16 protein-coding genes and 1 pseudogene are annotated in these 20,916 nt (G+C 69.4%); 14 read left to right on the top strand and 3 right to left on the bottom strand.

From position 1 onward, the window contains the following. Window positions 1–229 precede the first annotated feature (229 nt). Window positions 230–1,699, top strand: a complete 1,470-nt coding sequence (locus tag ACGF3C_RS22910; RefSeq protein ID WP_393225152.1) for a dihydrolipoyl dehydrogenase family protein — start codon at window positions 230–232, stop codon at window positions 1,697–1,699. Window positions 1,700–1,720: 21 nt separating this feature from the next. On the opposite strand, the gene ACGF3C_RS22905 is transcribed toward ACGF3C_RS22910, so the two are convergent. Then, window positions 1,721–4,261: a LuxR C-terminal-related transcriptional regulator gene (locus ACGF3C_RS22905; RefSeq protein ID WP_393224967.1), complete on the bottom strand. Its 2,541-nt coding sequence runs from the start codon at window positions 4,259–4,261 to the stop codon at window positions 1,721–1,723. Between the two features lie 288 nt (window positions 4,262–4,549). Here ACGF3C_RS22905 and ACGF3C_RS22900 point away from each other — a divergent pair, with 288 nt between their 5' ends. The 6 genes and pseudogenes from ACGF3C_RS22900 to ACGF3C_RS22875 all read left to right on the top strand — a co-directional run. Further along, the gene (locus ACGF3C_RS22900) at window positions 4,550–5,464 is read left to right on the top strand and encodes an alpha/beta hydrolase (RefSeq protein ID WP_357224081.1); all 915 of its coding nucleotides are present in this window, start codon (window positions 4,550–4,552) and stop codon (window positions 5,462–5,464) included. Further along, window positions 5,464–5,985, top strand: coding sequence for a sigma-70 family RNA polymerase sigma factor (locus ACGF3C_RS22895; protein ID WP_393224964.1), 522 nt, complete (start codon window positions 5,464–5,466; stop codon window positions 5,983–5,985). Before ACGF3C_RS22900 ends, ACGF3C_RS22895 begins: the two co-directional genes overlap by 1 nt. 102 nt (window positions 5,986–6,087) lie before the next feature. After that, a complete protein-coding gene (locus ACGF3C_RS22890; RefSeq protein WP_393224962.1) occupies window positions 6,088–7,977 on the top strand; it encodes a Na+/H+ antiporter NhaA in 1,890 nt (629 codons plus the stop codon). A 59-nt stretch (window positions 7,978–8,036) separates the two neighbouring features. After that, entirely contained in the window at window positions 8,037–8,750 is a 714-nt protein-coding gene (locus ACGF3C_RS22885; RefSeq protein WP_393224959.1) for an SDR family oxidoreductase, read from the top strand. A 56-nt stretch (window positions 8,751–8,806) separates the two neighbouring features. Further along, a complete protein-coding gene (locus ACGF3C_RS22880) occupies window positions 8,807–9,892 on the top strand; it encodes an LLM class flavin-dependent oxidoreductase (RefSeq protein ID WP_393224956.1) in 1,086 nt (361 codons plus the stop codon). 49 nt (window positions 9,893–9,941) lie between these two features. Beyond that, window positions 9,942–10,208, top strand: a pseudogene (locus tag ACGF3C_RS22875) (hypothetical protein); the annotation flags it as partial. Between the two features lie 76 nt (window positions 10,209–10,284). Here the strand turns inward: ACGF3C_RS22875 and ACGF3C_RS22870 are convergent. After that, the gene (locus ACGF3C_RS22870; RefSeq protein WP_393224954.1) at window positions 10,285–13,251 is read right to left on the bottom strand and encodes an immunoglobulin-like domain-containing protein; all 2,967 of its coding nucleotides are present in this window, start codon (window positions 13,249–13,251) and stop codon (window positions 10,285–10,287) included. 424 nt (window positions 13,252–13,675) lie between these two features. Between ACGF3C_RS22870 and ACGF3C_RS22865 the strand changes: the two genes are divergently transcribed. From ACGF3C_RS22865 to ACGF3C_RS22855, 3 genes are all read left to right on the top strand, one after another. Then, window positions 13,676–14,401 (top strand): flavodoxin family protein, encoded by a 726-nt coding sequence (locus ACGF3C_RS22865; RefSeq protein ID WP_357227191.1) that lies wholly within the window; start codon window positions 13,676–13,678, stop codon window positions 14,399–14,401. A 67-nt stretch (window positions 14,402–14,468) separates the two neighbouring features. Then, window positions 14,469–15,410 carry a DUF5996 family protein gene (locus tag ACGF3C_RS22860; protein ID WP_393224951.1) on the top strand — a complete coding sequence of 314 codons (942 nt, stop codon included), beginning with the start codon at window positions 14,469–14,471 and terminating at the stop codon, window positions 15,408–15,410. A gap of 71 nt (window positions 15,411–15,481) precedes the next feature. After that, a complete protein-coding gene (locus ACGF3C_RS22855) occupies window positions 15,482–15,787 on the top strand; it encodes a GNAT family N-acetyltransferase (RefSeq protein WP_355008669.1) in 306 nt (101 codons plus the stop codon). 66 nt (window positions 15,788–15,853) lie between these two features. On the opposite strand, the gene ACGF3C_RS22850 is transcribed toward ACGF3C_RS22855, so the two are convergent. Continuing rightward, window positions 15,854–16,252, bottom strand: a complete 399-nt coding sequence (locus tag ACGF3C_RS22850; protein ID WP_357227197.1) for a cupin domain-containing protein — start codon at window positions 16,250–16,252, stop codon at window positions 15,854–15,856. A 365-nt stretch (window positions 16,253–16,617) separates the two neighbouring features. On the opposite strand from ACGF3C_RS22850, the gene ACGF3C_RS22845 reads away from it, so the two are divergent. The 4 genes from ACGF3C_RS22845 to ACGF3C_RS22830 are packed head-to-tail and all read left to right on the top strand — an operon-like array spanning window position 16,618 to window position 20,907. Continuing rightward, window positions 16,618–17,853 carry a cytochrome P450 gene (locus ACGF3C_RS22845; RefSeq protein ID WP_393224948.1) on the top strand — a complete coding sequence of 412 codons (1,236 nt, stop codon included), beginning with the start codon at window positions 16,618–16,620 and terminating at the stop codon, window positions 17,851–17,853. 31 nt (window positions 17,854–17,884) lie between these two features. Next, complete coding sequence (locus ACGF3C_RS22840; RefSeq protein WP_357227210.1) at window positions 17,885–19,066, top strand: acyl-CoA dehydrogenase family protein; 1,182 nt, start codon at window positions 17,885–17,887, stop codon at window positions 19,064–19,066. A gap of 22 nt (window positions 19,067–19,088) precedes the next feature. Beyond that, the gene (locus ACGF3C_RS22835) at window positions 19,089–19,499 is read left to right on the top strand and encodes an SgcJ/EcaC family oxidoreductase (protein ID WP_393224945.1); all 411 of its coding nucleotides are present in this window, start codon (window positions 19,089–19,091) and stop codon (window positions 19,497–19,499) included. Window positions 19,500–19,524: 25 nt separating this feature from the next. Beyond that, complete coding sequence (locus tag ACGF3C_RS22830; protein ID WP_357227201.1) at window positions 19,525–20,907, top strand: FAD-dependent monooxygenase; 1,383 nt, start codon at window positions 19,525–19,527, stop codon at window positions 20,905–20,907. Window positions 20,908–20,916: the final 9 nt, after the last annotated feature.

Raw genomic sequence — 20,916 nt, 5'->3', positions numbered from 1 at the left:
TCGGAAAGCGGCGCACCGTGTCGACGGCACCCTGCACGAGTCACTGCGCGTCCTGCACGAGGAGGCACTCCGAATCGCGCTCGGGCGGATCCGGGGGCAGGCCGCCACGAATGCGACATCCGACGGGAGCCCCGGGGTTGGTCCGGGGTCAGTACGGACTCGCTCGACAGGGCCGACTGCGACAGTGGCCGAAGCTGACCCGACTGTGCGATCCCGAAAGGCGAGAAGGATGGGAAATTCCGAATTCGAGGGTTCCGCGGGCGGGACCTACGACGTGATCGTCATCGGCGGTGGTCCCGTCGGACAGAGCGTCGCCGCTCGCGCCACGGCAGCTGGCCTGACCGTGGCGATCGTCGAGAGGGAACTCGTCGGCGGTGAATGTTCCTACTGGGCGTGTATTCCGAGCAAGGCGATGCTTCGCCCGGTCGTGGCGGTGGACGAGGCTCGCCGGCTCGACGGTGCACGGCAGGCCGTCACCGGGCCCGTCGACGCTGCCGGTGTGTTCCGCCGCCGCGACCTCTCGGTCACTGGTTGGGACGACTCCGGGCAGGCGCGGTGGGTCAAGGACATCGGTGCCGACCTGTTTCGTGGCCACGGCCGTGTCGACGGTCCGCGTCGTGTCGCCGTCGTGACCCCGGAGGAGCAGATCGTCGGTCTGACGGCCCGGCACGCGGTGGTGGTCTGTACCGGCAGCCGCGCGGCGATCCCGGACATGCCGGGTATCGCTGAGGCGTTGGTCTGGACGAACCGGACCGCCACCGACACATCGGCCGTTCCCGCGCGCTTGGCCATCATCGGCGGTGGCGCGGTCGGTGTGGAGATGGCCACCGCCTGGCAAGGTCTGGGGTCTGCGGTGACGTTGTTGGCGCGGGAGCCGCGTCTCCTACCGCGGCTCGAATCCTTCGCCGGCGAGATGGTCGGCGCGGCTCTGCGGAAGGCGGGGGTCGACGTCCGACAAGGTGCGACCGTGATGTCGATGCGCCGGCCGTCACCTACCGGTCCCGTGACGCTGGTGCTCGACGATGGAGCCGAGGTGGAAGCGGACGAGGTGCTCGTTGCCGTCGGACGCGTCCCGCTCACCGGTGACATCGGTCTTGAGACGGTGGGGCTCAGGTCGGGGTCCTGGCTCGACGTGGACGACACCTGCCGGGTCCACGGCGTCGAGGGCGGTTGGCTGTACGCGATCGGTGACGTCAACCACCGCGCACTGTTGACCCACCAGGGCAAGTACCAGGCCCGCGTCGTCGGCGACGCCATCGCGTCCGTTGCCGCAGGTAGGGCCCTGGACACCTCAGCCTGGGGTCCGCACGCGGCTACGGCTGACGTGCACGCCCTACCGCAGGTCATTTTCACCGATCCCGAGGTTGCGGCGGTCGGGCTCGCCGCCGACCAGGCGCGCCGCAATGGCCATGACGTGCGGGTCGTCGACGTCGACATGGCGGCAACCGTCGCTGGCGCTCGTCTGTTCGCGGACGACTATGAGGGCCGTGCACGCATGGTCGTCGACAGCGTAACCGAGCACATCCTCGGCGTGACCTTCGTGGGGCTCGGAGTCGCCGAACTGCTCCACTCGGCCACGGTCGCCGTGGCCGGGCAGGTGCCCATCAGCCGGCTGTGGCATGCCGTGCCGTCATTTCCGACGGTCAGTGAGGTGTGGCTGCGGCTGCTGGAGGCGTATCGCGACGGAAAGGACGCATGACCGCTGCAGATCCCGAAGCTGCTACAGCTTCGCGCGGGACCTGATGCCGAGTTTGGCGAAGGCCTTGTACAGGTGGTACTCGACCGTACGGGTGCTGATGGCCAACTGTGCGGCGATCTCGGCATTGCTCGATCCGGCCCGAGCCAGCGAGGCGACCTGGGTCTCCTGCGGGGTCAGCTGCCGTCGAGCCCCGCCGGTCTGCTGACGCGTGTTTTCCCCGGTCGCGTGCAGTTCCCGGCGGGCCCGCTCGACGAAGGCAACGGCGCCGACCTCGCCGAAACGCCCGCTTGCCGCGCGAAGCTGAGCCCGCGCTTCGACGCGGCGGTTACGCCGACGCAACCATTCGCCGTAGAGCAGTTCGGCCCGTGCCAGCCGATCGGGCAGGCCGGTGCGACCGAGCCGCTCGATGGCCTCCCGGTAGGACGCCTCCGCGTTCTGCTCGTTGGCGAGTAGCGCGTCGGCAGTTGCCTGGACGCCCATCGCCCAGTCGCTCCCCGCCGGGGTGGTGCGCCGCGAAAGTTGGGCCGCGGCCTCAACGGCCAGACTCTCGTCGCCCGAGCGGACCGCCGCCTCGACCAGCTCGATCAGCGCCCCACCCGTGACGCCGGGATGCTCCGACCGCAGCGCCGTGCGGGCCGCCCCGACGGCCAGGCCGTAGCGCCCTCCCGCGTTGTGCAGCGCCGCGGCCGCGAGCACCTCGGCGGTCCCGCTGTCGTGACCGCGAGCCTTCAGGGGAATCTGCGAGAGCAGGTCGTCGGGTCTTGGGCCTCGTCCGGTCGCGAGGTAACGCTGAGCCAGGTCTCGCCATGCCTGGCTGTCCCACACGTCTGCGGCGAGCAGACCCGCGAGGCCGAGCCACCGTGCCGCCCGGGGGTCGAGAGAGGGCTCCCGGAATGCCGAGATTGCTGCCCGCAGCGGGGCGACCGAGCGGGCGTAGCCGTCGAGTGCCCGTGTGGCCAGCCCGAACAGAAGCTGGTCGGCCGGTCGGCGGCCTTCTTCGCACACAGCGGCGCGGGCCTCGGTCGCCGTGACGAGCAGCAGCGCGCGATCCGTGGGCCCGCTGGCGAGCGTCGCCGCGAGGAGGGCATCGAGGTATGCCTCCCGTGCGTCGGCCGGGTCGAGTGGCCACAGTCGCCGGGCGGCCTCCAGCAGTTGGCGTGTGGGCTCCTCACCGGAGCACACGGCGGTCTGGATCCGAGCTCGGTGCCATTTCCACCGAGCGGCGCGGACGGCGTCCTGCGACTCCGGCGCAACGGTGGCCAGGAGCCGCTGGGCACCGGCCAGGTCGCCGTGGTCGTACATCGCAGCCGACGCCGCGAGCGCGCGGTCGGCGCGCCCGGCCGGCTCGCTGGTGAGCAGGGCGGCCCTCTCGAGGAATGCGGCACGGGCCGCTGTGCCACCTCGGGTCTGCGCCAGGCCGGCGTGGGTCGCGAGGTCATCGGCGAGAACGTCGTCGCGGGCGGTGGCCGCCAGGCCGAGGTGCCACAACCGCCGGGTCGGATCGCCGATCGTGTTCTCGGCGAGCTTGCGGTGGATCAGTCGCCGTTCGGCGGGCACAGCCGAGTGGTAGCTGACCGATCTCAGCTCTGCGCAGGCGAAGGTGACATGATCGCCGACCTCGACCAGATGGGCCGTGACGAGGATCTCCGGGTCGGCGCCCAGCTCGGCGGCCATGCGCTCGAAGAGCGGGACGTCACCGGTCGGGTCGGCCGCCGCGGCGAGCAGAAGCCGCCGCGACACCGGGGTGAGCTGACCGATACCGCTCGGACAGTCGCCCGCGTGCGAGCACGAACGGGCGCGACGTGGGCCGGGGATCGCGAATCCGCCGGCCAGCTCCGCCGCCGAGTAGCCCCGCAGCGACTCCACCAGCACGCACATCTCTCCGCCGGATTCTGCCAGCATGCGTTCGGCCACGACCTCGTCGACGAGATCCGGCCAGACGGCCCCGAGCTGACCGCGGAGCTCGCTGCGATCGATCGGCCGCACGTGGATCACCGGGAACTGCTCGAATGGGTCGAGCTGCGGCGTATGCAAGCCGGCGAGCACGATCATCAGGGCTCGCTGGGTTGCGTGGGCGGCGACGAAGGCCAGAACCTCGGCGGTGGGCTCATCCAGCCAGTGGGCGTCGTCGACGGCGGCGCAGACGGGCTGCACCTGGGCGATGCCGCTGAGCAACTCGAGCACAGCGGGCGCGACCACGTCAACACAGGGCCTGGGCTCGTCGATCAGGCCGAACGCGGCCTTCAGTGTCGCGAGATGAGCGCTCGGAAGGAACGCGCAGCCCTCAAGCAGCTCACCACAGAGCAGATGCAGCGCTGCGAAGGGGATCCCCTGCTCGGCAGCGACCGGCCGAATCCGAAGCACGCGGAAGTTGGCAGCCTGGTCGATCAGCTGGTCCAAGGCAGCTGAGCTGCGGATGCCGCGCCTTCCGACGATGCGTACCCCACCGCCGTAACCGGCGGCCGTACGCCGCCTCAGCTCCTCGAGCCGGTTCTCGTCAGGCCCGTCGAGCGGCGGCCGAGGGCTTGCCGGTGGGCCCTCGGCGTCTGGGTCAACGTCCATCGGGCAATCCTGCGCGCCGTCAGCCGGATCGAGTCAGGGGTCCGCCACCGGTTGCACCCCCGGACGTTGGCAATCTTCCCCGGGGAAGCCCGTGAACGGGACAATATTGCCTAAAAGGTACGGCGAGCCTCGTTGTTGATTGACGTATCGCCCAACACCCCCGGGGCCAAGGCCGGGGGTCGGCCCGGGGTTGATTCGGAGGCGAAGCCCTTTCTCGCCGAGCCAAGCTCGCAACCGTACAGGTCGAAGACCGTCCTGACGGTTCACCGCAGTGAAGGAGGGGGAGTCGTGCCGAACGTTCACCACCGGTATGCCTCAGTAGCAGGGCGTCAACTGTTCTACCGGGAGGCCGGCCCGACCGACGCGCCGACCGTGGTCCTCCTGCACGGGTTCCCGACGTCGTCGTTCATGTTCCGCAACCTGATCCCGGCGCTGGCCGATCAGTATCACGTCATCGCGCCCGACCACCTCGGGTTCGGGCTGTCGGACGCTCCCGCAGCCGACGAGTTCGGCTACACCTTCGACGCGTTGACCGACCTCACCGCCGACCTGCTGAAGCAGCTCGGCATCGAGCGGTACGCCATCTACGTACAGGACTACGGAGCACCCGTCGGATTCCGGCTGGCCCTGCGCGACCCCGAGGCGATCACGGCGATCATCACGCAGAACGGCAACGGGTACGAGGAGGGTTTCGTCGACAGCTTCTGGCAGACGGTGTGGAACTACCAGAAGGAGCAGACCCCGGAGACCGAGTCCGCCATCCGTGCGGCGCTCACCCTGGACGTGACCCGCTGGCAGTACCTCACCGGCACGCCCGACGAGACCCTGATCAGCCCGGACACCTGGCATCACGACTACGCCCTGCTGAGCCGGCCCGGCAACGACGACATCCAGCTTGCCCTGTTCCGCGACTACGCCACCAACCCGCCGCTCTACCCTCGTCTGCACGAGTACCTGCGCAGCAGTGGCGTACCGGTGCTGGCGGTGTGGGGCCGTGGCGACGAGATCTTCGGCCCGGACGGTGCGCGGGCCTTCGCCACCGACGCCACCGACGCCGAGATCCACCTGCTCGACGGCGGGCATTTCCTGCTCGAAAGCGCCGGCGAGGAGGTTGCCACGATCATCCGCGACTTCCTCGGCCGCCGGCTGTCCATGGCCATGCCCGACAGAGGGAAGGCGACCACGCGGTCCAGGAGTTCTTGATGACCAGTCATGCTCCACGCCTCGACGACGTGGACAAGTTGCGGCAGATCTTCGAGGAACGCTCCGGCGTCCTGCTCCGGTATCTCAAACGAATCAACACCTACCGGCCGCAGATCGTCGAAGACCTCCTGCAGGAGACGATGTTGAAGGTCTGGCGGCACATCGGCGACGTCCCCGCCGACGAGGACCACATCCAGCCATGGCTCTTCACGATCGCTCGCAACGTGTCGGCGGACGAGGCGCGCAAGCGCGTACGGCGGCCCCAGGAGTTCCAGGGCGAACGCGAATTGCAGAACTATTCCTCGCCGGCGGACCCGATGGACTTCGTGGTGGCCCGCGAGTCCATGTTGGACGCGTTCCGCAAGCTGAGCCCCGAGCGCCGTAGAGCGTTCGAGGAGGTCTACCTCCAGAGCCGCACCGCAGGCGATGCCGCCGACCTCCTTCGCGTGCCGATCGGAACGGTCAAGTCGCGAGCCTTCCACGCGATGAGTTCCCTGAGATCAGCGGTTCTCTCCGCCTGACGATGCCGGCACGCCGAGCCAGGGGCTGGCCGGTGGCCGTGCGCAAGCGAACGGCAAGGCTCTCACCCGACCGGACCGGTCACGAGGAAAGCGATGCGGCAGGTGCGACAAGCGATCAAGTCCGACTCGATGACGTCCACGGTGATGACGCCCATCGGGACGACGGCCCGCCGCGGGCCTCCGCGTATCCGATCCGCCGGCGCCACGCTCCTCGTCGCCGCCATCGCCGTCGCCCTCGTCTGGGCGAACCTGCCCTCGCTCGACTACGACGGCCTCTGGTCCTGGGTCCTGACCGTCCAGCTCGGCCCATGGGCGGCGCACCTCGACCTACGCACCTGGGTCAACAGCGGGTTGATGACGTTGTTCTTCCTCGTCGTCGGCCTCGAAGCGCGCCAGGAGTTCGATCTGGGTGACCTGCGCGAGCGACGTCGCCTGGCCCTCCCGGTGCTCGCCGGCGCGGCGGGGATGGTGATTCCGGTCAGCATCTATCTGATCGTGAACCACGGGGGAGCCGGTGCCGTGGGATGGGGCATCGCGATGTCCACCGACACAGCGCTCGCGCTGGGAGCCTTCTCGCTGATCGCGGCACACGCGCCGGAGCGAATCCGAACCTTCGTCCTGACCGTGTTCGTCGTCGACGACCTGGTTGCCCTGATCGTGATCGCCCTCGCCTACAGCGAGCACATCGCGGTGCCGGGCATGGCGGTGGCCGTGGTGGCCTACGCCGGCCTGCTGGCAGGCCGCCGCCTGCCGCACCGGCTCCGAGGCTGGAGTTTCGCGCTGGGTACCGTCCTGACCTGGGCTGGGCTGCTCTCGGCCGGCGTCGACCCGGTGGTCGCTGGGCTGGCCGCAGGGCTGGCCACGACGGCATACACGCCCAGCCGCACCGAGCTTCAGGAGGCGACCAGGCTGGTCCGGCTGTTCCGGGAGCAGCCGTCGGCGAAGCTGGCGGCCGTGGCCACCCGGGGTCTGGCTGGTGCGCTGTCGGCCAACTCCCGGATGCGCCATACCCTGCACGCCGCGACCAGCTACGGGATCGTCCCGCTGTTCGCGCTGGCCAACGCGGGCATCGTCATCGACGGTGACTCGCTGCGCCAGGCCCTCCGATCGCCGATCACGATCGGCGTCGTCCTCGCCTACGTCGTGGGCAAGCCGGCTGCCGTCGTCCTCACCTCCTGGCTGGCGGAACGCCTCAGCGGAGGCTCGCTGCGCCCACCCGTTGGTTGGGGCGCGGTCCTGGAGAGCGGCACGATCGCCGGGATCGGCTTCACCGTATCGCTGTTGATCGCGAACCTGGCCTTCACCGGTGATGCGCTCGACCAGGCAAAAATCGGGATCCTTGCGGCAGCGGCCGGTGCGGCTCTGCTGAGCTTCGCCGTCTACCGCGTCATCGAGACCCTTCCGGAGGGAGTACGGGCTCGGGCGTTGCTCGGCACCGCGGGGCGGCTGGTCGACCTGGCCGAGCCGGTGGACGACAACCGCGACCACATCCAAGGCCCTCCCACCGCCGCCGTCACCGTCGTCGAGTACGGCGACTTCGAATGCCCCTGGACCGCGATGGTCGGGCCCACCGCCCAGGAGTTGCTCATCGCGAACACCGACGTGCGGTACGTGTGGCGGCATCTGCCGCTGCCGGACGTCCATCCGTACGCGCAGACAGCCGCCGAAGCCGCCGAGGCCGCCGGGGACCAGGGTGCCTTCTGGCCAATGCACACCCTGCTGCTCGACCGCCAGGACCGACTCACCCCTGACGACCTGACCGGGTACGCCGAGCAGCTCGGCCTCGACCTCGACCAGTTCCGCGACGACCTGGCCCGCCACCGGCACGAGGCCCGGGTTCAGCGCGACATCGATTCGGCCGACCGCAGCGGTGTGGCCGGCACTCCCACGTTCTTCGTCAACGGCCGGCGTCACGACGGACCCCAGGACCTCACCACTCTCAATCGCGTCATCGACGAGGCGCGAGCCCAGGCCACCGTCGTCAACCGCTGATCAACTCCGCCTGGCGACCCTCGATGGCGTCCGCCTGAATCCCGAAGAGGAGCTGAGTTATGCCCACTGAACTGCAGAACCGAACAGTCCTGGTGATTGGCCGGAGCGGCGGCATTGCCGGTGCGATCGTCACCGCCGTACGCGCCTCCGGCGCCACAGTGATCGTCGCCTCCCGCAACCGTGACGCCCTGGCGGACGCGTACGGCGAGGAGCTGACCGTGGAATCCGCCGACGTCACGGATGAGGCGAGCGTGGCGGCGCTCGCGCAACGGTTGGGTCGCGTCGACCATGTCGTGTCGACAGCATCGGCCCGGGCTCGCGGACGTCTGAGCGAGCTGCAGCCGGCCGCCGTGCTGCAGTCTCTGTCGACCAAGGTGCTCGGCCCGATCCTGCTGGCCAAACACCTCGCGCCGCGCATGCCGCAGGACGGCAGCTTCGTCTTCTTCTCGGGCGCGACAGCCCGCAAGCCGGTGCCGGGCATGCTGGCGGTCGCAGCCACCAACGGTGGCGTCGACGCGGTCACCCGGGCCCTGGCCGTGGAACTCGCACCGCTGCGGGTGAACGCGGTCTCGCCGGGCACCATCGACAGCGGTGCCTACGACGCGCTCGGCGAGGAGCAGAAGGAAGAGCTCTTCGCGAGTCGGGCGGCCCGCAACCCGGCCGGTCGGGTGGGCGACCCGGACGACGTCGTCCGCGCGGTCCTCTATGCCCTCACGAGCACCTTCACGACCGGCACCACGCTGGCCGTCGATGGTGGCGAGACGTTGGTCTGACGATGGTGCCTCAGTAGGCCCCACGTTCGTTTCGGTTCGAGGTCAGGGGAGTGGCGATGGAACAAGGACGTGGCACCAATCTGCCGACAGGCGCGGCCCCGGACGGGCGGCACGGGACGAGTCCGGCACCGCTGTCGATTCTCGATCTGGTCATCAGGGGCACCGGGAGCCAGCCGGCCGACGCGCTCCACCAGACCAGGACCCTGGCGCAGGCCGCCGAGCGTTGGGGCTATCGGCGCTTCTGGGTCGCCGAACACCACAGCTTTCCCGCCTCAAGCAGCCCGGCCCCTGCCGTCCTCCTCGCCCACCTCGGTGCCGCGACCCGCTTCATCAGGCTGGGGTCGGGAGGGGTCATGCTCACCAACCACGCACCACTGATCGTGGCCGAGCAGTTCGGCGTCCTGAACGCCTTCCATCCCGGCCGCATCGACCTGGGGGTCGGCCGAAGTCCCGGTGGTCTGCCGTCGGTCATGCAGGCGCTGCGTCGCAGCGGCGAGGGCTCGGATGGCAGCACTTTCGGCGACGACGTCGAGGAGCTTCTGGGCTTCCTTCGCAACGCCTTCCCAGAGAACCATCCTTACCGGCGTGACAACGTGCACGTGGTGCCGGCGGCGCCCAACCTTCCCGTCTGGACACTTGGCTCGGGAGCCACGGGTGCAGAGGTGGCGGCACGCCTCGGCCTGCCATTCGCGGCTGCCTTCCACATCAATCCCGTGCAGTCCCTGCGGGCCGTCGACGAGTACCGGAGAACCTTCCGGCCGTCCGCCGCCCTGGCCGCACCACACGTGATGGTCTCCGTGAACGTCACCTGCGCCCCGACCGCACCCGAAGCCGAACGCCTGGCTCGGCCGGGTGCGCTGATGATGATGCTTGCGCGGCAGGGAAAGCAGGCCGCCCTTCCCCGCCCGGACGAGGCGGAGCACCGCCCTTACGCGCCGGAGGAGAAGGAGTTCGTCAAAAGCTGGCTGGGCAACGTCATCCACGGGGCGCCCGACATGGTGCGCGAAGGTCTGACAGCGCTGCAGAGGCGAACCCAGGCCGACGAGTTGATGCTCACCTCGTTGATCCACGACCCCGCCGACCGCGTACGGTCCTTGGGCCTTGTCGCCGAAGAGTTCGGACTTGCCACAGGCTCTTCCTGACCCGTGACGCCGCTGAACTCGCAGCAGGGTGGTTGCCAACCGATCGAGGTTGTCGTACGTACCGGATCTCATTGCCGCCAAACGGGAAGCCGAGCATGGCCCGCCCTCCGCGGGCGTTGCAGGGCGGCTCGCCACCGACGTGTCGTGGCTGCGCACCGAGCTGGAGACGGCCCGGGACACCTCGGTGTTGCCCGAACGCGCAGATCCGGCAGCCGTGAACGCCCTGCACGACCTGGTGGTGCGCACCCGACTGCACGGGCTCCCCACCAGGGTCGTGAGTCAGCGGGCTGAGGTCGGCCGAAGGTCCGCCATCTGAGACACAGGCCCACGGGCAGTGGGCGGGCGAGATCGATCTCGCCCGCCCACTACTGTGGCGCGTCTCGTCGGGGTGCCTACTGCTTCCGTACCGTCAACTTCTGGTAATCGGCGGCGTAGGGCTGATACGTCGGGTTGCCGGAGTAGGCGACGTGGACCTGGTAGGCCCCGGGCCGCAGGTCGGCGGTCTGCAGTTCGACGACGGCCTTGCCGTGCGCCAGTGGCACGACGTGCACGGCGCCGCCGAAGGTGACGGTGACCTCGCCGGTCGGGGTCGGAGCGTGCTGCTTCGGTCCGCCCGCCGGCCCGACAGTCACGTTCAGTGTGAACGTGTCCCCGCGGACAACGGACGCCGGCGTGGCTTTCGCCTTGACCTTGACGGCGGCCGGGCCGGAGGGCACCTCGAACGACGCCGTACCTTCCGACGCCTTCAGATAGTCGAAGCCGACGTACTCGGCTTTGACCGTCCGGGCACCCGCGGGCAGACCCGTCGGCAGCGTGACGGTCGCCGCACCGTCGCTCAGGTGGGCGAGCTTCGACCACGAGCCGATGCTGATCCGTACCTGACCGCCGGTCTCGAACCCGTCAGCTGCCGTGACCGTCACGGTGGCAGTGGTCGTCTGGGCCCCGCTCACGTACGGCTCGACAGCCACCTCTGTGGTGGTGGTGACGTCGCTGTTCGGGATTCCGCGGATGTCGTTCCACTCGCGGACGGTCAGCGGGATCACGGTGCCGTGCCGGGGGCGGACGACACCCGCGTTGGTCATCGTGATCGTCTTGGCGTTCCAGGTAGGAGCCTCGATGTTCTCGTGACACGCGGCCTGGTACCCACCACCGTTCGTGTACCGGTCACCCCAGAGGTAGAACTGGCCGGGGCAGGCGGTGTCACCGGGGTTGGCCTTGAAGATGACCGGTCCCTCGTACCCCTGGTTGGCGACCCACGTCGTGCGCCCCAGAGCAGGCGCGACCAACGTCCAGTTGGCGATGTTGCTGTCCAGGAAGTCGGTGTGCTTCTCCGAGAAGATGTCCGAGCCCTGGTTGCCGGCCTCGTTCTTGGTCACCCGGTAGTAGTGGTCGCCGACGCGGATCGCGGTCGTGTCGATCCGCGACAGCGGGGCCGGATCTTGCCAGACCTGGGGAGAGGAGAACGTCTTGAAGTCCCGCGTCGTGGCGTACCACATCTGCGCGTTCCCCTGACCGGTGCGGTTCACGGGGTCGTTCCACAGCGACTGGGCCCAGAACACGACGTAGGCGCCGAGCTCTTCGACCCACAGCGACTCTGGTGCGAAGGCGTTGCCCGCATTGTCGGGCGCCACCTTCACGTGCCGCTGAGGGGTCCAGTTCACCAGATCGTGCGACTCGAACACCTCAATGTACTGAGTGTCGTTGATGGCGTACCCGCCCTGGTCGTACCAGTTCAGGTCGGTGGCGATCATGTAGAACGTGTCGCCGTCGGGGGAGCGGACGATGTGGGGGTCACGAAGCCCCTGGTCGCCCAGCTGGGAGATGAGTGACGGCCGACCTCCGGTCAGACCGGTCCAGTCCAGAGCGGTGTTTCCGTTGGAAGTGGCGAACATGATCTGCTCGCCGTCGGCGATCCCCTCTCCCTTGAAGTACCCCATGAAGTACCGCTCGTACTCCTCCGAACGCGGCATGGCGGTGATGGTCACCGGGAACGACTTCTTCTGCCAGGCCTTACCCTTGGTGATCGTCGCCGTCAGGGTCGCGGCAACGTCCGCACGGCCGAAGGCGGGGCGGCTGACCACGCCCATCGGGGTGACGAGGCCGGTGGTCGACCTCCAGGTGATAGTGGATCCGAACTCTCCCTTGGCGGCGAGGTCGAGGTTTCCGCGTACGCCGTCGGCGCCGTCCACTGTCAGATCGAAGGCGTCACGGTCGACAGCCTGCGCATCGTCGAACTCGGCCTTCACCACCACGGGGATCTCCCGTGTGGTGACCTCCTGCGCGCCCTTGCGGACAGTCGCCGTCAGCGTGGCTGTCGCGTCGGCCTGTCCCTGTGCGGGCCGGGTGATCCTGCCGGTCACCGCTACCTTGCGGGCGCTGGCGACGGCCGGCGGGGTGTTGACCTCGACGACGGACGGGTCGGAACTCGTCCAGGTGATGGCCGAGCCCGCCACGGAGCCGACCTTGGGCAGAACGAGGTCGCGTACGACCGCACTGGTGCGGCCGAGGTCGATGGCCGCGGCGTCGGCGCGAACGCCGTCGGAGACCGTCTTCTCTGCCAGGAGGAGTGTCTCGTCGAGACTCACGGCCCGGTCGTACACCCGGAAGTCCCGGATCGTTCCGCGGAACGAGTAGTGGCCCGCTGTCTGCGAGCGTCCGAGGAAGTTGCAGTTGGTCCCCGCGGCGTTCACCGACGGCGCCGTCGTCAGGTTCGTTGACGTCGCGTGCAGCACACCGTCGAGGTAGACCCTGCCGGTCCAGCTCGTCCCATCCGAGTTCAGTGACTGGGTGTAGGTGACATGGGTCCACGCTCTCTCGAGCATGCGGACCCGGCTCTGTTGGAGGTTCGTCGGACCCACCGCGACGCGGAAGCGCTGGGTGTTCGACGCGAAGATGGAGCCCTCGGCGCCGGTGTCGGCGTCACACGAGCCGGACTTACGGCCGAAGCCCCACATCTGGTGCTCGCCGACGTTCGCCGGGTCGACCCACACGTCGTAGTCCACGGTGAGGTTGGACATGCCGGCGGTGATGTCGTTCGGCAGCGCCACGTATGCGCCGTCGAGGGCGCTTTCGTAGGAGTCGGGGTTGAACCTGACTCCTTCGCCGGTCAGGGCCGCCTTCTCGGGATTGACGAGCGTGGCGTTCGCCGCCGCACCCGCGCTACCCGAGTTGACCAACGTCGTCCCACTGGTCTCGTCGAGGGCGAAGTGGTGCACCAGGCCTTGGGCGAGTTGCTCCTCGGCGGCGTACGAGGGCGTTGCCGCGATCGAGACCGAAAGAAGCGCACCCAGTGCCAGGACCGCGACACCTCTGCCCTTCCGACTCCGCCCGAGACGTGGTCTTGGCTGTCGCAGTCTCAATTGATCCTCCTTGGCCGGTTACGTTTGTCTCCAGACTGGACGGACTTGTTAACGCTAACTACGGGGTGCTGCCGGGTCAACGCGATGCGTTGCGGCCCGAGCCCACGCAGGCCCGCGCCTGATGGGCCCCCGACCGCTCGGCCGGTCGGGGTTCAGATCGTGATCCGGCACGCGCCAGTGGCGTGGTGTCACGATCGCCTGTGACGTGGTGTCACTGTTCGCTCGCCGGTGAGCGCCGAATACTGGGGTGGTCACCGCACGATCGGCGCGTCACACCCGTGCCGATCGCGGCGGCCGCAGGGACGCTCAGCGCGGAGGCGCTCGGGAGCTGGACGGTGCGTCGTCGGACCCTGCCAGGGTGCGACGCTCGTTGAGCGGACCGGGCCGGCCGGGGGCGCGACCGACAACCAGGAAGGCCCCGCCCATGACCGCGTCGGTGATCGAGAAGCCCGACTTCACCGGGTTGCGAGCGATGTACATCAACTGCACCCTCAACCGTTCCGCCGGGCGTAGCCACACCCAGGGGCTGATCGATCGCAGTGTGGCGATCATGGAGGCGAACGGGGTCGCCGTGGACCAGATCCGCGCGGTCGACCACGACATCGCCACCGGCGTCCGACCCGATATGACCGAGCACGGGTGGGACACCGACGAATGGCCCGCGTTGCTGACCCGGGTACTCGCCGCCGACATCCTGGTCATCGCCGGGCCGATCTGGCTCGGCGACAACAGTTCGGTGACCCGTCGGGTGATCGAGCGGCTCTACGGCTACTCCGGCGTGCTCAACGAGCAGGGCCAGTACGCTTACTACGGGCGTGTCGGAGGCTGCCTGCTCACGGGCAACGAGGATGGCCTGAAGCACTGCGCGATGAGCATTCTCTACAGCTTGCAGCACATCGGCTTCACCGTCCCGCCGCAGGCGGACGCTGGCTGGCTCGGCGAGGTCGGCCCCGGCCCGTCCTACCTCGACGAGGGCTCCGGCGGGCCGGAGAACGACTTCACCAACCGTAATACCGCGTTCATGACCTACAACCTGCTCCACCTCGCGTCGATGATGCGCAGCGCTGGTGGCTTCCCGGCCTACGGCAACCAGCGCACGGCCTGGGAGGCAGGAGCTCATCCGGACGCCGCCAACCCCGAGTACCGCTGACGCGGCGACCGGTCCACGACAACACCTCTGTCACCCTCTCGTGACAGCGCCAAGGATGTGAGTAGTGATGACGAGCCCGGCAACGACGACCTGGCCGAGCCTGCGGGTCTCGGACTGGACCGCCACCCGCGACACAGTGCACATGTGGACCCAGATCGTGGGCAAGATCCGCATGGCACACGCTCCGTTCCTCAACCACTGGTGGCAGGTGACCCTGTACGTGAGCCCGCGCGGGTTGACGACGTCCGCCATCCCGTACGGCACGGGAGCCTTCGAGATCGAGTTCGACTTCATCGGCCATCGGCTCGACGTTCGCACCAGCGACGGCGGCGCGCGGAGCCTCGCACTCCGGCCGATGCCGGTCGCCGAGTTCTACTCGCGGGTCATGGCCATGCTCGACGAACTCGGGATCGAGGCACCGATCCGGCCGTACCCCAACGAGGTCGACCCGGCGATCCCGTTCGCTGAGGACCACGACCACGCCTCCTACGACGGCGACGCGGCCGCCCTGTTCTGGCGTCAGCTGTTGCAGGCGAATCGGGTCATCGGCGAGTTCCGGTCGCATTTCGTGGGCAAGGTCAGTCCGGTGCACTTCTTCTGGGGCGGGATGGACCTCGCCTGCACCCGCTTCTCCGGCCGGTCGGCCCCGCCACACCCCGGGGGTGTGCCCAACTGCGGGGACTGGGTGATGGTCGAGGGCTACTCCCGCGAACTGTCCAGCTGCGGGTTCTGGCCCGGCGGCGGCGAGGAAGGCCCCTTCTACTCGTACGCCTACCCCGCACCCGACGGGTTCGCCGAGCGGCAGATCGGTCCCGAAGGCGCCTACTACAGTTCCGAGTTCCAGCAGTTCCTCCTGCCCTACGAGGCCGCCCGCGCCGCACCGGACCCCGACCGCGCGGTCGCCGAGTTCCTCCGCACCACCTACGAGGCCGCTGCGGACCTCGGGAACTGGGACCGCTCCGTGCTGGAGGATGATCCCCTCCGGTGGCACCGTGGCCCTGTTAGGTGAGGACCGACAACTGTGACGTTCACGAGTACGCGGACAAGGTCGATTCCGGCGCGCCGTATGGAGGACACGAGATGGTGGAAGTGACGGACGCTCCCGAGGCCAACCGGTACGAGGCCCGGGTCGACGGGGAGTCCAGGGTCGCCGGCGTCGCACAGTACATCCGCACCGCGGAACTCGTCGCGTTCGTGCACACCGAGGTCTCGCCGGAATACGAGGGCAAGGGGGTCGGGTCGGCACTGGCCCGCACGGCCCTGGACGAAGCCCGTGCCGCGCATCTGCTCGTCCTGGCCACCTGCCCGTTCATCGCGGGATGGATCGACCGGCATCCCGAGTACCAGGATCTGGTCTACCAGTCCCGCAGCAGGGTCAGCGACTGAACGAAGGGGCGTGGCGGTGTCGCCGCGCTGCCCTCCCGGCGCAGGAGGGGAGGCCAGGGGGCGTGCTCACGGCATGGTGAAGTCGGCGAAATCGAAGCCTGGACTCACCACACAACTGACGAGGACGTGCTCGTCGCCCGCCGGTTTCGCGGACTGCCACTCGCCCGCCGGAACCAGGATCTGCGGGCACTCGGCACTCAGGATCGTCGGCCGACTGTCCCTACCGACTGTCAGCGCCAGCGGCCCGCCCGAGTGCCAGAACCAGATCTCGTCCGACCGCACGGTGTGCCAGGCCGACGAGTCACCCGGCTCGAGCAGAAAGAGGATCGCCGTCGCGGCGGCACGGCTGCCCGGGTAGCCATCGGGCTCGAACGTGACAGCGGACCGATAAGTTTCCCTGAACCAGCCGCCTTCGGGATGCGGGCGCAGATCGAACTGTTCGGCAAGAGGCGGACGTACGGACATGTTGGCCACTGTAGTGGCCGACACCGCAGAGGAGCGCGGCATCGAGCCGCGCTCCGGCCTGGCGGGAACGCCAGCGCTTCCCCGTCGGCGGGCGACTCGTCACCGAGCATGCCGGCGAGGAACACGACGCCGTCGCCAGCCGGGTCTTCGCGCCCCGACCTCGGCTGCCCTCGCCGCACCTGACATGGGCGTTCTCGCAGGCCGCCACCGAGTGCGCACACCGAGAGATGCATGGCCGGATCGGCTGATGACACGCTCGTGCAACGCCACCGGTCGATCCGCTGCGCCCCACGGAACGGGCACATCGGCTTCGCCGGGCGGACCGGCGCGTGGCCGAAACACTCCGCCGAAACTGGGAGTCATCCATGGACAGTTGCCCGTTTTCTCTGGACACCACCGGAAAAGATATCCACGGTGAGGCCGCGAAGCTGCGTTCGCAGGGCGCCGCTACTCAGGTGGTTCTGCCCGGCGGCGTGGTGGCGTGGTCGATCAACAGCTATGCGGTGATCAAGCAACTGCTCACCGATCCGCGGGTGACGAAGAGCGCCCGCAACCACTGGCCGGCGTTCATCAACGGCGAGATCCCGCCGGACTGGGAAATGATCAGCTGGATCGCGATGGACAACATGGTCACCGCGTACGGCAAGGACCATGTGCGGCTGCGCAAGCTGGTCGGCAAGGCGTTCACCCCGAGGCGTACGGAGGCGATCCGGCCGTGGATCGCCAAGATCACTGAGGAGCTTCTCGACGGTCTGGCCGCCGCCGCCCCCGGTGAGGTGGTGGACCTGCGTGAGCGGTTCGCGTACCCGCTGCCGGCCCGCCTGGTGGCCGACCTCATCGGCATGTCCGAGGAGGCTCGCGCCAAGACGGCGAAGGTGATCGACATGATGGTCGACACCACCGTCACCCCGGAGCAGGCGCAGGCCGTGCTGGCCGGCTGGCGCGGCGCGATGGCCGATCTCATCGCCACCAAACGGGAGAGCCCGGGTGAGGACATCACCAGCGACCTCATCGCCGCGCGTGACGAGGACGGTTCCCGGCTCAGCGAGGAGGAGTTGACGGACACCATCTTCGCCATCCTCGGCGCCGGCTCCGAGACCACCATCAACTTCTTCGACAACGCCATCACGGCCCTGCTCAGCAACCCGGAGCAGCGGGATCTCGTGCTGTCCGGCGAGGCCACCTGGAACGACGTCATCGACGAGACGCTGCGGGTCGAGTCCCCGCTGGCGCACCTGCCGCTGCGGTACGCCGTCGAGGACATCGAGCTGGACGGCGTGACGATCCCGCAGGGCGATCCCATCCTGATCAACTACAGCGCGGTGGGTCGCGACCCCGCCCTGCACGGCGACGACTCCGACCGCTTCGACCTGAAGCGCGCCGACAAGGAACACCTCTCCTTCGGCCACGGACCGCACTACTGCCTCGGCGCCGGGGTGGCCCGGGCGGTCGCGACCACCGGTCTCTCCTCGCTGTTCGAGCGCTTTCCCGACATCGCGCTGGCGGTGCCGGTCGCCGACCTGCAGCCGTTGCCCACCTTCATCATGAACGGCCACCGGACGCTGCCGGTCCGGCTGACCGCCCCCGTGCCCGCCGCCTGACATCCACCGACGACCTCAGGGAGCCGCCGTGCTGACCACCACCGACACACCCAGGCGCGAGGAGATCGTCGCGCGCGTCACGGACCTCGCCCCGCTGCTGCGCAAGAACGGCGTGCAGGCCGAGCGGGACCGCCGACTGCCCGACGAAACGATCGAGGCCCTGGCCGACGCCGGGGTCTTCAAGCTGCGGGTGCCGAAGCGGTTCGGCGGCTACGAGGCCGACACCCGCACGCTCGCCGACGTCGCGACCGCGCTCGGCCGGGCCGACGGTGCCACCGCGTGGACCGCCTCCGTCTACTGGATTCCGACGTGGATGGCCGGCCTGTTCCCCGAGGCGGTGCAGGAGGAGGTCTTCTCCACGCCGAACGTGCGGATCTGCGGCACCCTGAGCCCGTCCGCCATGGCGGTCCCGGCTGATGGGGGCATCGTCGTCAACGGCAAGTGGGGCTTCATCAGCGGCGCGTTGCACAGCCACTGGCAGGAGATCATCGCGGTGCTGGTCGGCGGTGATGGTCCGCCCATGCCGGTGATGGCGCTGGTGCGGACGTCCGAGTTGCAGATCGTCGACGACTGGCACACGTCCGGCCTGCGCGGCACGGGCAGCGTCAGCACTGTCGCCCAGGACCTGTTCGTGCCGGCGGAGCGGTTCCTGCCGCTGCCGGTGGTGCTCCAGGGCCGGACCGGACCGGACGCGGCCGGCGCGCCCGCCATGTACCGGGCGCCGCTGCTGCCGGTTGCCTCCGCGTCGTCGGTGGGCACCGTGCTGGGCCTGGCCCGCGCGGCCGGTGAGACGTTCCTCGAGCGGCTGCCCGAGCGCAAGATCACCTACACGGGGTACGAGAAGCAGGCCGAGGCGCCGTTGACCCATCGCCAGGTGGCCGAGGCGGAGCTGAAGACCGACGAGGCCGAGTTCCACGTGCACCGCCTCACCGCGCAGGTCGACGACAAGTCGGCCGGCGGCCAGCCGTGGAGCCTGGCGGAGCGCGCCCGTGCCCGGGCCGACCTGGGAGCCGCGTGCCGCCTGGCGAGGGAGGCGGTCGGCATTCTCGCCGGCGCCAGCGGCGGCTCCTCGCTCTACGACGACGTGCCCATCCAGCGCATCGCCCGCGACGTGCAGGCGGTCAACCTGCACGCGCTGATGAACCCGGACACCAACACCGAGCTGTACGGCCGGATCCTGTGCGGCCTCGAACCCGACACCCTCTATCTCTGAGCCGCCGAGAAAGGACACCAGAATGACCACGAGCACCTTCAACGCCGAGGCTCAGGCCGCCGTGGCCGCGGTACCGCGGCACATCGTCACCGCGTGGGCGGAGCACGACGCCGACGCGTTCGCCCGCACGTTCACCGAGGACGCGACCATGATCCTGCCCGGGGTCTTCTGCCGTGGCCGGGACAAGATCCGCGGATACATGGAGCAGGCGTTCCAGGGCCAGCTCAAGGGCACCCGGGTCACCGGCACGCCGGTCGACGCCCGCCTCATCGCGCCCGGCGTCGCGGTGCTGACGACCGAGGGCGGTGTCCTGGAGCCCGGCACCGAGGACGTGTCGCCGGCCCGGGCCATCCGGGCGTCCTGGATCCTCGTCGAGCGCGACGGCGAGTGGCTGCTGGCGGCTTACCAGAACAGCCCGCGCGGCGAGTCGTGAGCAACCAGGCCAGGAAGGGGCAGCCGTGAGCGCACAGGTGGGAGAGCGTGCCGTCGTTCTCGGCGGCAGCATGGCGGGCCTGCTCGCGGCGCGGGTGCTGGCCGACGCGTACGCCGAGGTGGTCATCGTCGACCGCGACCGGCTCACCGGCGTCTCCACGGCCCGACGTGGCGTGTCACAGGGCCGGCACGTGCACGGTCTGCTCGCCCGGGGCCAGCAGATCCTCGACGAACTGTTTCCCGGTTTCACAGCGGAGGCGGTGGCCGCCGGGGTGCCGACCGGCGACCTGGGCGAGCTGCGGTGGTTCTTCAACGGACGCCCGCTGGCGCCGGCCAGTACCGGGCTGACCTGCGTGTCGGCCGCCCGTCCCGTGCTGGAGCAGCTGGTGCGCCAACGGGTGGCCGAGCTTCCGGCCGTACGCTTCGCCGAAGAGCGCGACATCGTCGGACTGACCACCACCCCGGACCGCCGGCGGGTCACCGGGGCGCGGGTGCAGGGGCGCGACGGCGCGGCCGAGGAGACGATCACTGCGGATCTGGTGGTCGACGCCACCGGCCGCGGGTCGCGCACCCCGGTCTGGCTGGAGGAACTGGGGTACAGCCGGCCGGACGAGGACCGGATCCGGATCGACCTGACCTACACGACCCGCCTCTATCGGCTGGCCTCGGACGATGTTCTGAAGGGCGACCTGTCGATCAACCCGGTGTCGTCGCCGTCGCACCCCCGTGGCGCCTTCCTGTCCCGCATCGACGGCGGCCGGTGCATCGTCTCTCTGACCGGGGTGCTCGGCGACAGCGCGCCGGCCGACCCGGCCGGATTCCTGGAGTTCGTCAAGTCGCTGCCGGTTCCGGACATCTACCAGGCCATCCAGGACGCCGAGCCGCTGGACGAGCCCGTGTCCCTGCGGTACCCGGCCAGCGTCCGTCGCCACTACGAGCGGTTGTCCCGGCTGCCGGACGGCTTCCTGGTCCTCGGCGACGCGGCGTGCAGCTTCAACCCGGTCTACGGCCAGGGCATGACAGTGGCGGCGTTGGAGGCGCTGACCCTGCGCGACCACCTGGCCGGCGGCACGGCACCCCGGCCGACCGACTTCCAACAGGCCGTGTCCGCGGTCACCGACGTGCCCTGGGAGATCTCGGCGGGTGGTGACCTGAGCTTCCCGCAGGTGCAGGGCCAGCGACCGTTCAAGGTGCGGATGGCGAACGCGTACATGGCCAAGATGCAGGCGGCCGCGACCCGCGACCCGCAGGTGACGCGGACCTTCATGCGGGTGGCGGGGCTCGTCGAGCCGCCACAGGCCCTGATGCGACCCGCGATGATGCTCCGGGTGCTGACCCGCAGCCGCCGTCCGGCACCGGAGGTGCCGGCGTGGCAGCCCGACGCCGTCGGCACCGCCTCGGAGGTCTGATCCAGGAAA

The organism is Micromonospora sp. NPDC047762, assembly GCF_043204655.1.
In the GTDB taxonomy this organism is placed as follows: domain Bacteria; phylum Actinomycetota; class Actinomycetes; order Mycobacteriales; family Micromonosporaceae; genus Micromonospora.
Note: the sequence above shows the minus strand (reverse complement) of the source record. Positions and strands in the feature narration are given on the sequence as shown.

Coding starts and splice junctions, on each gene's coding strand:
- ACGF3C_RS22910 (WP_393225152.1), top strand. CDS start 230: ATGGGAAATTCCGAATTCGAGGGTTCCGCGGGCGGGACCTACGACGTG.
- ACGF3C_RS22905 (WP_393224967.1), bottom strand. CDS start 4,261: ATGGACGTTGACCCAGACGCCGAGGGCCCACCGGCAAGCCCTCGGCCG.
- ACGF3C_RS22895 (WP_393224964.1), top strand. CDS start 5,464: ATGACCAGTCATGCTCCACGCCTCGACGACGTGGACAAGTTGCGGCAG.
- ACGF3C_RS22885 (WP_393224959.1), top strand. CDS start 8,037: ATGCCCACTGAACTGCAGAACCGAACAGTCCTGGTGATTGGCCGGAGC.
- ACGF3C_RS22880 (WP_393224956.1), top strand. CDS start 8,807: ATGGAACAAGGACGTGGCACCAATCTGCCGACAGGCGCGGCCCCGGAC.
- ACGF3C_RS22865 (WP_357227191.1), top strand. CDS start 13,676: ATGACCGCGTCGGTGATCGAGAAGCCCGACTTCACCGGGTTGCGAGCG.
- ACGF3C_RS22860 (WP_393224951.1), top strand. CDS start 14,469: ATGACGAGCCCGGCAACGACGACCTGGCCGAGCCTGCGGGTCTCGGAC.
- ACGF3C_RS22855 (WP_355008669.1), top strand. CDS start 15,482: ATGGTGGAAGTGACGGACGCTCCCGAGGCCAACCGGTACGAGGCCCGG.
- ACGF3C_RS22850 (WP_357227197.1), bottom strand. CDS start 16,252: ATGTCCGTACGTCCGCCTCTTGCCGAACAGTTCGATCTGCGCCCGCAT.
- ACGF3C_RS22845 (WP_393224948.1), top strand. CDS start 16,618: ATGGACAGTTGCCCGTTTTCTCTGGACACCACCGGAAAAGATATCCAC.
- ACGF3C_RS22835 (WP_393224945.1), top strand. CDS start 19,089: ATGACCACGAGCACCTTCAACGCCGAGGCTCAGGCCGCCGTGGCCGCG.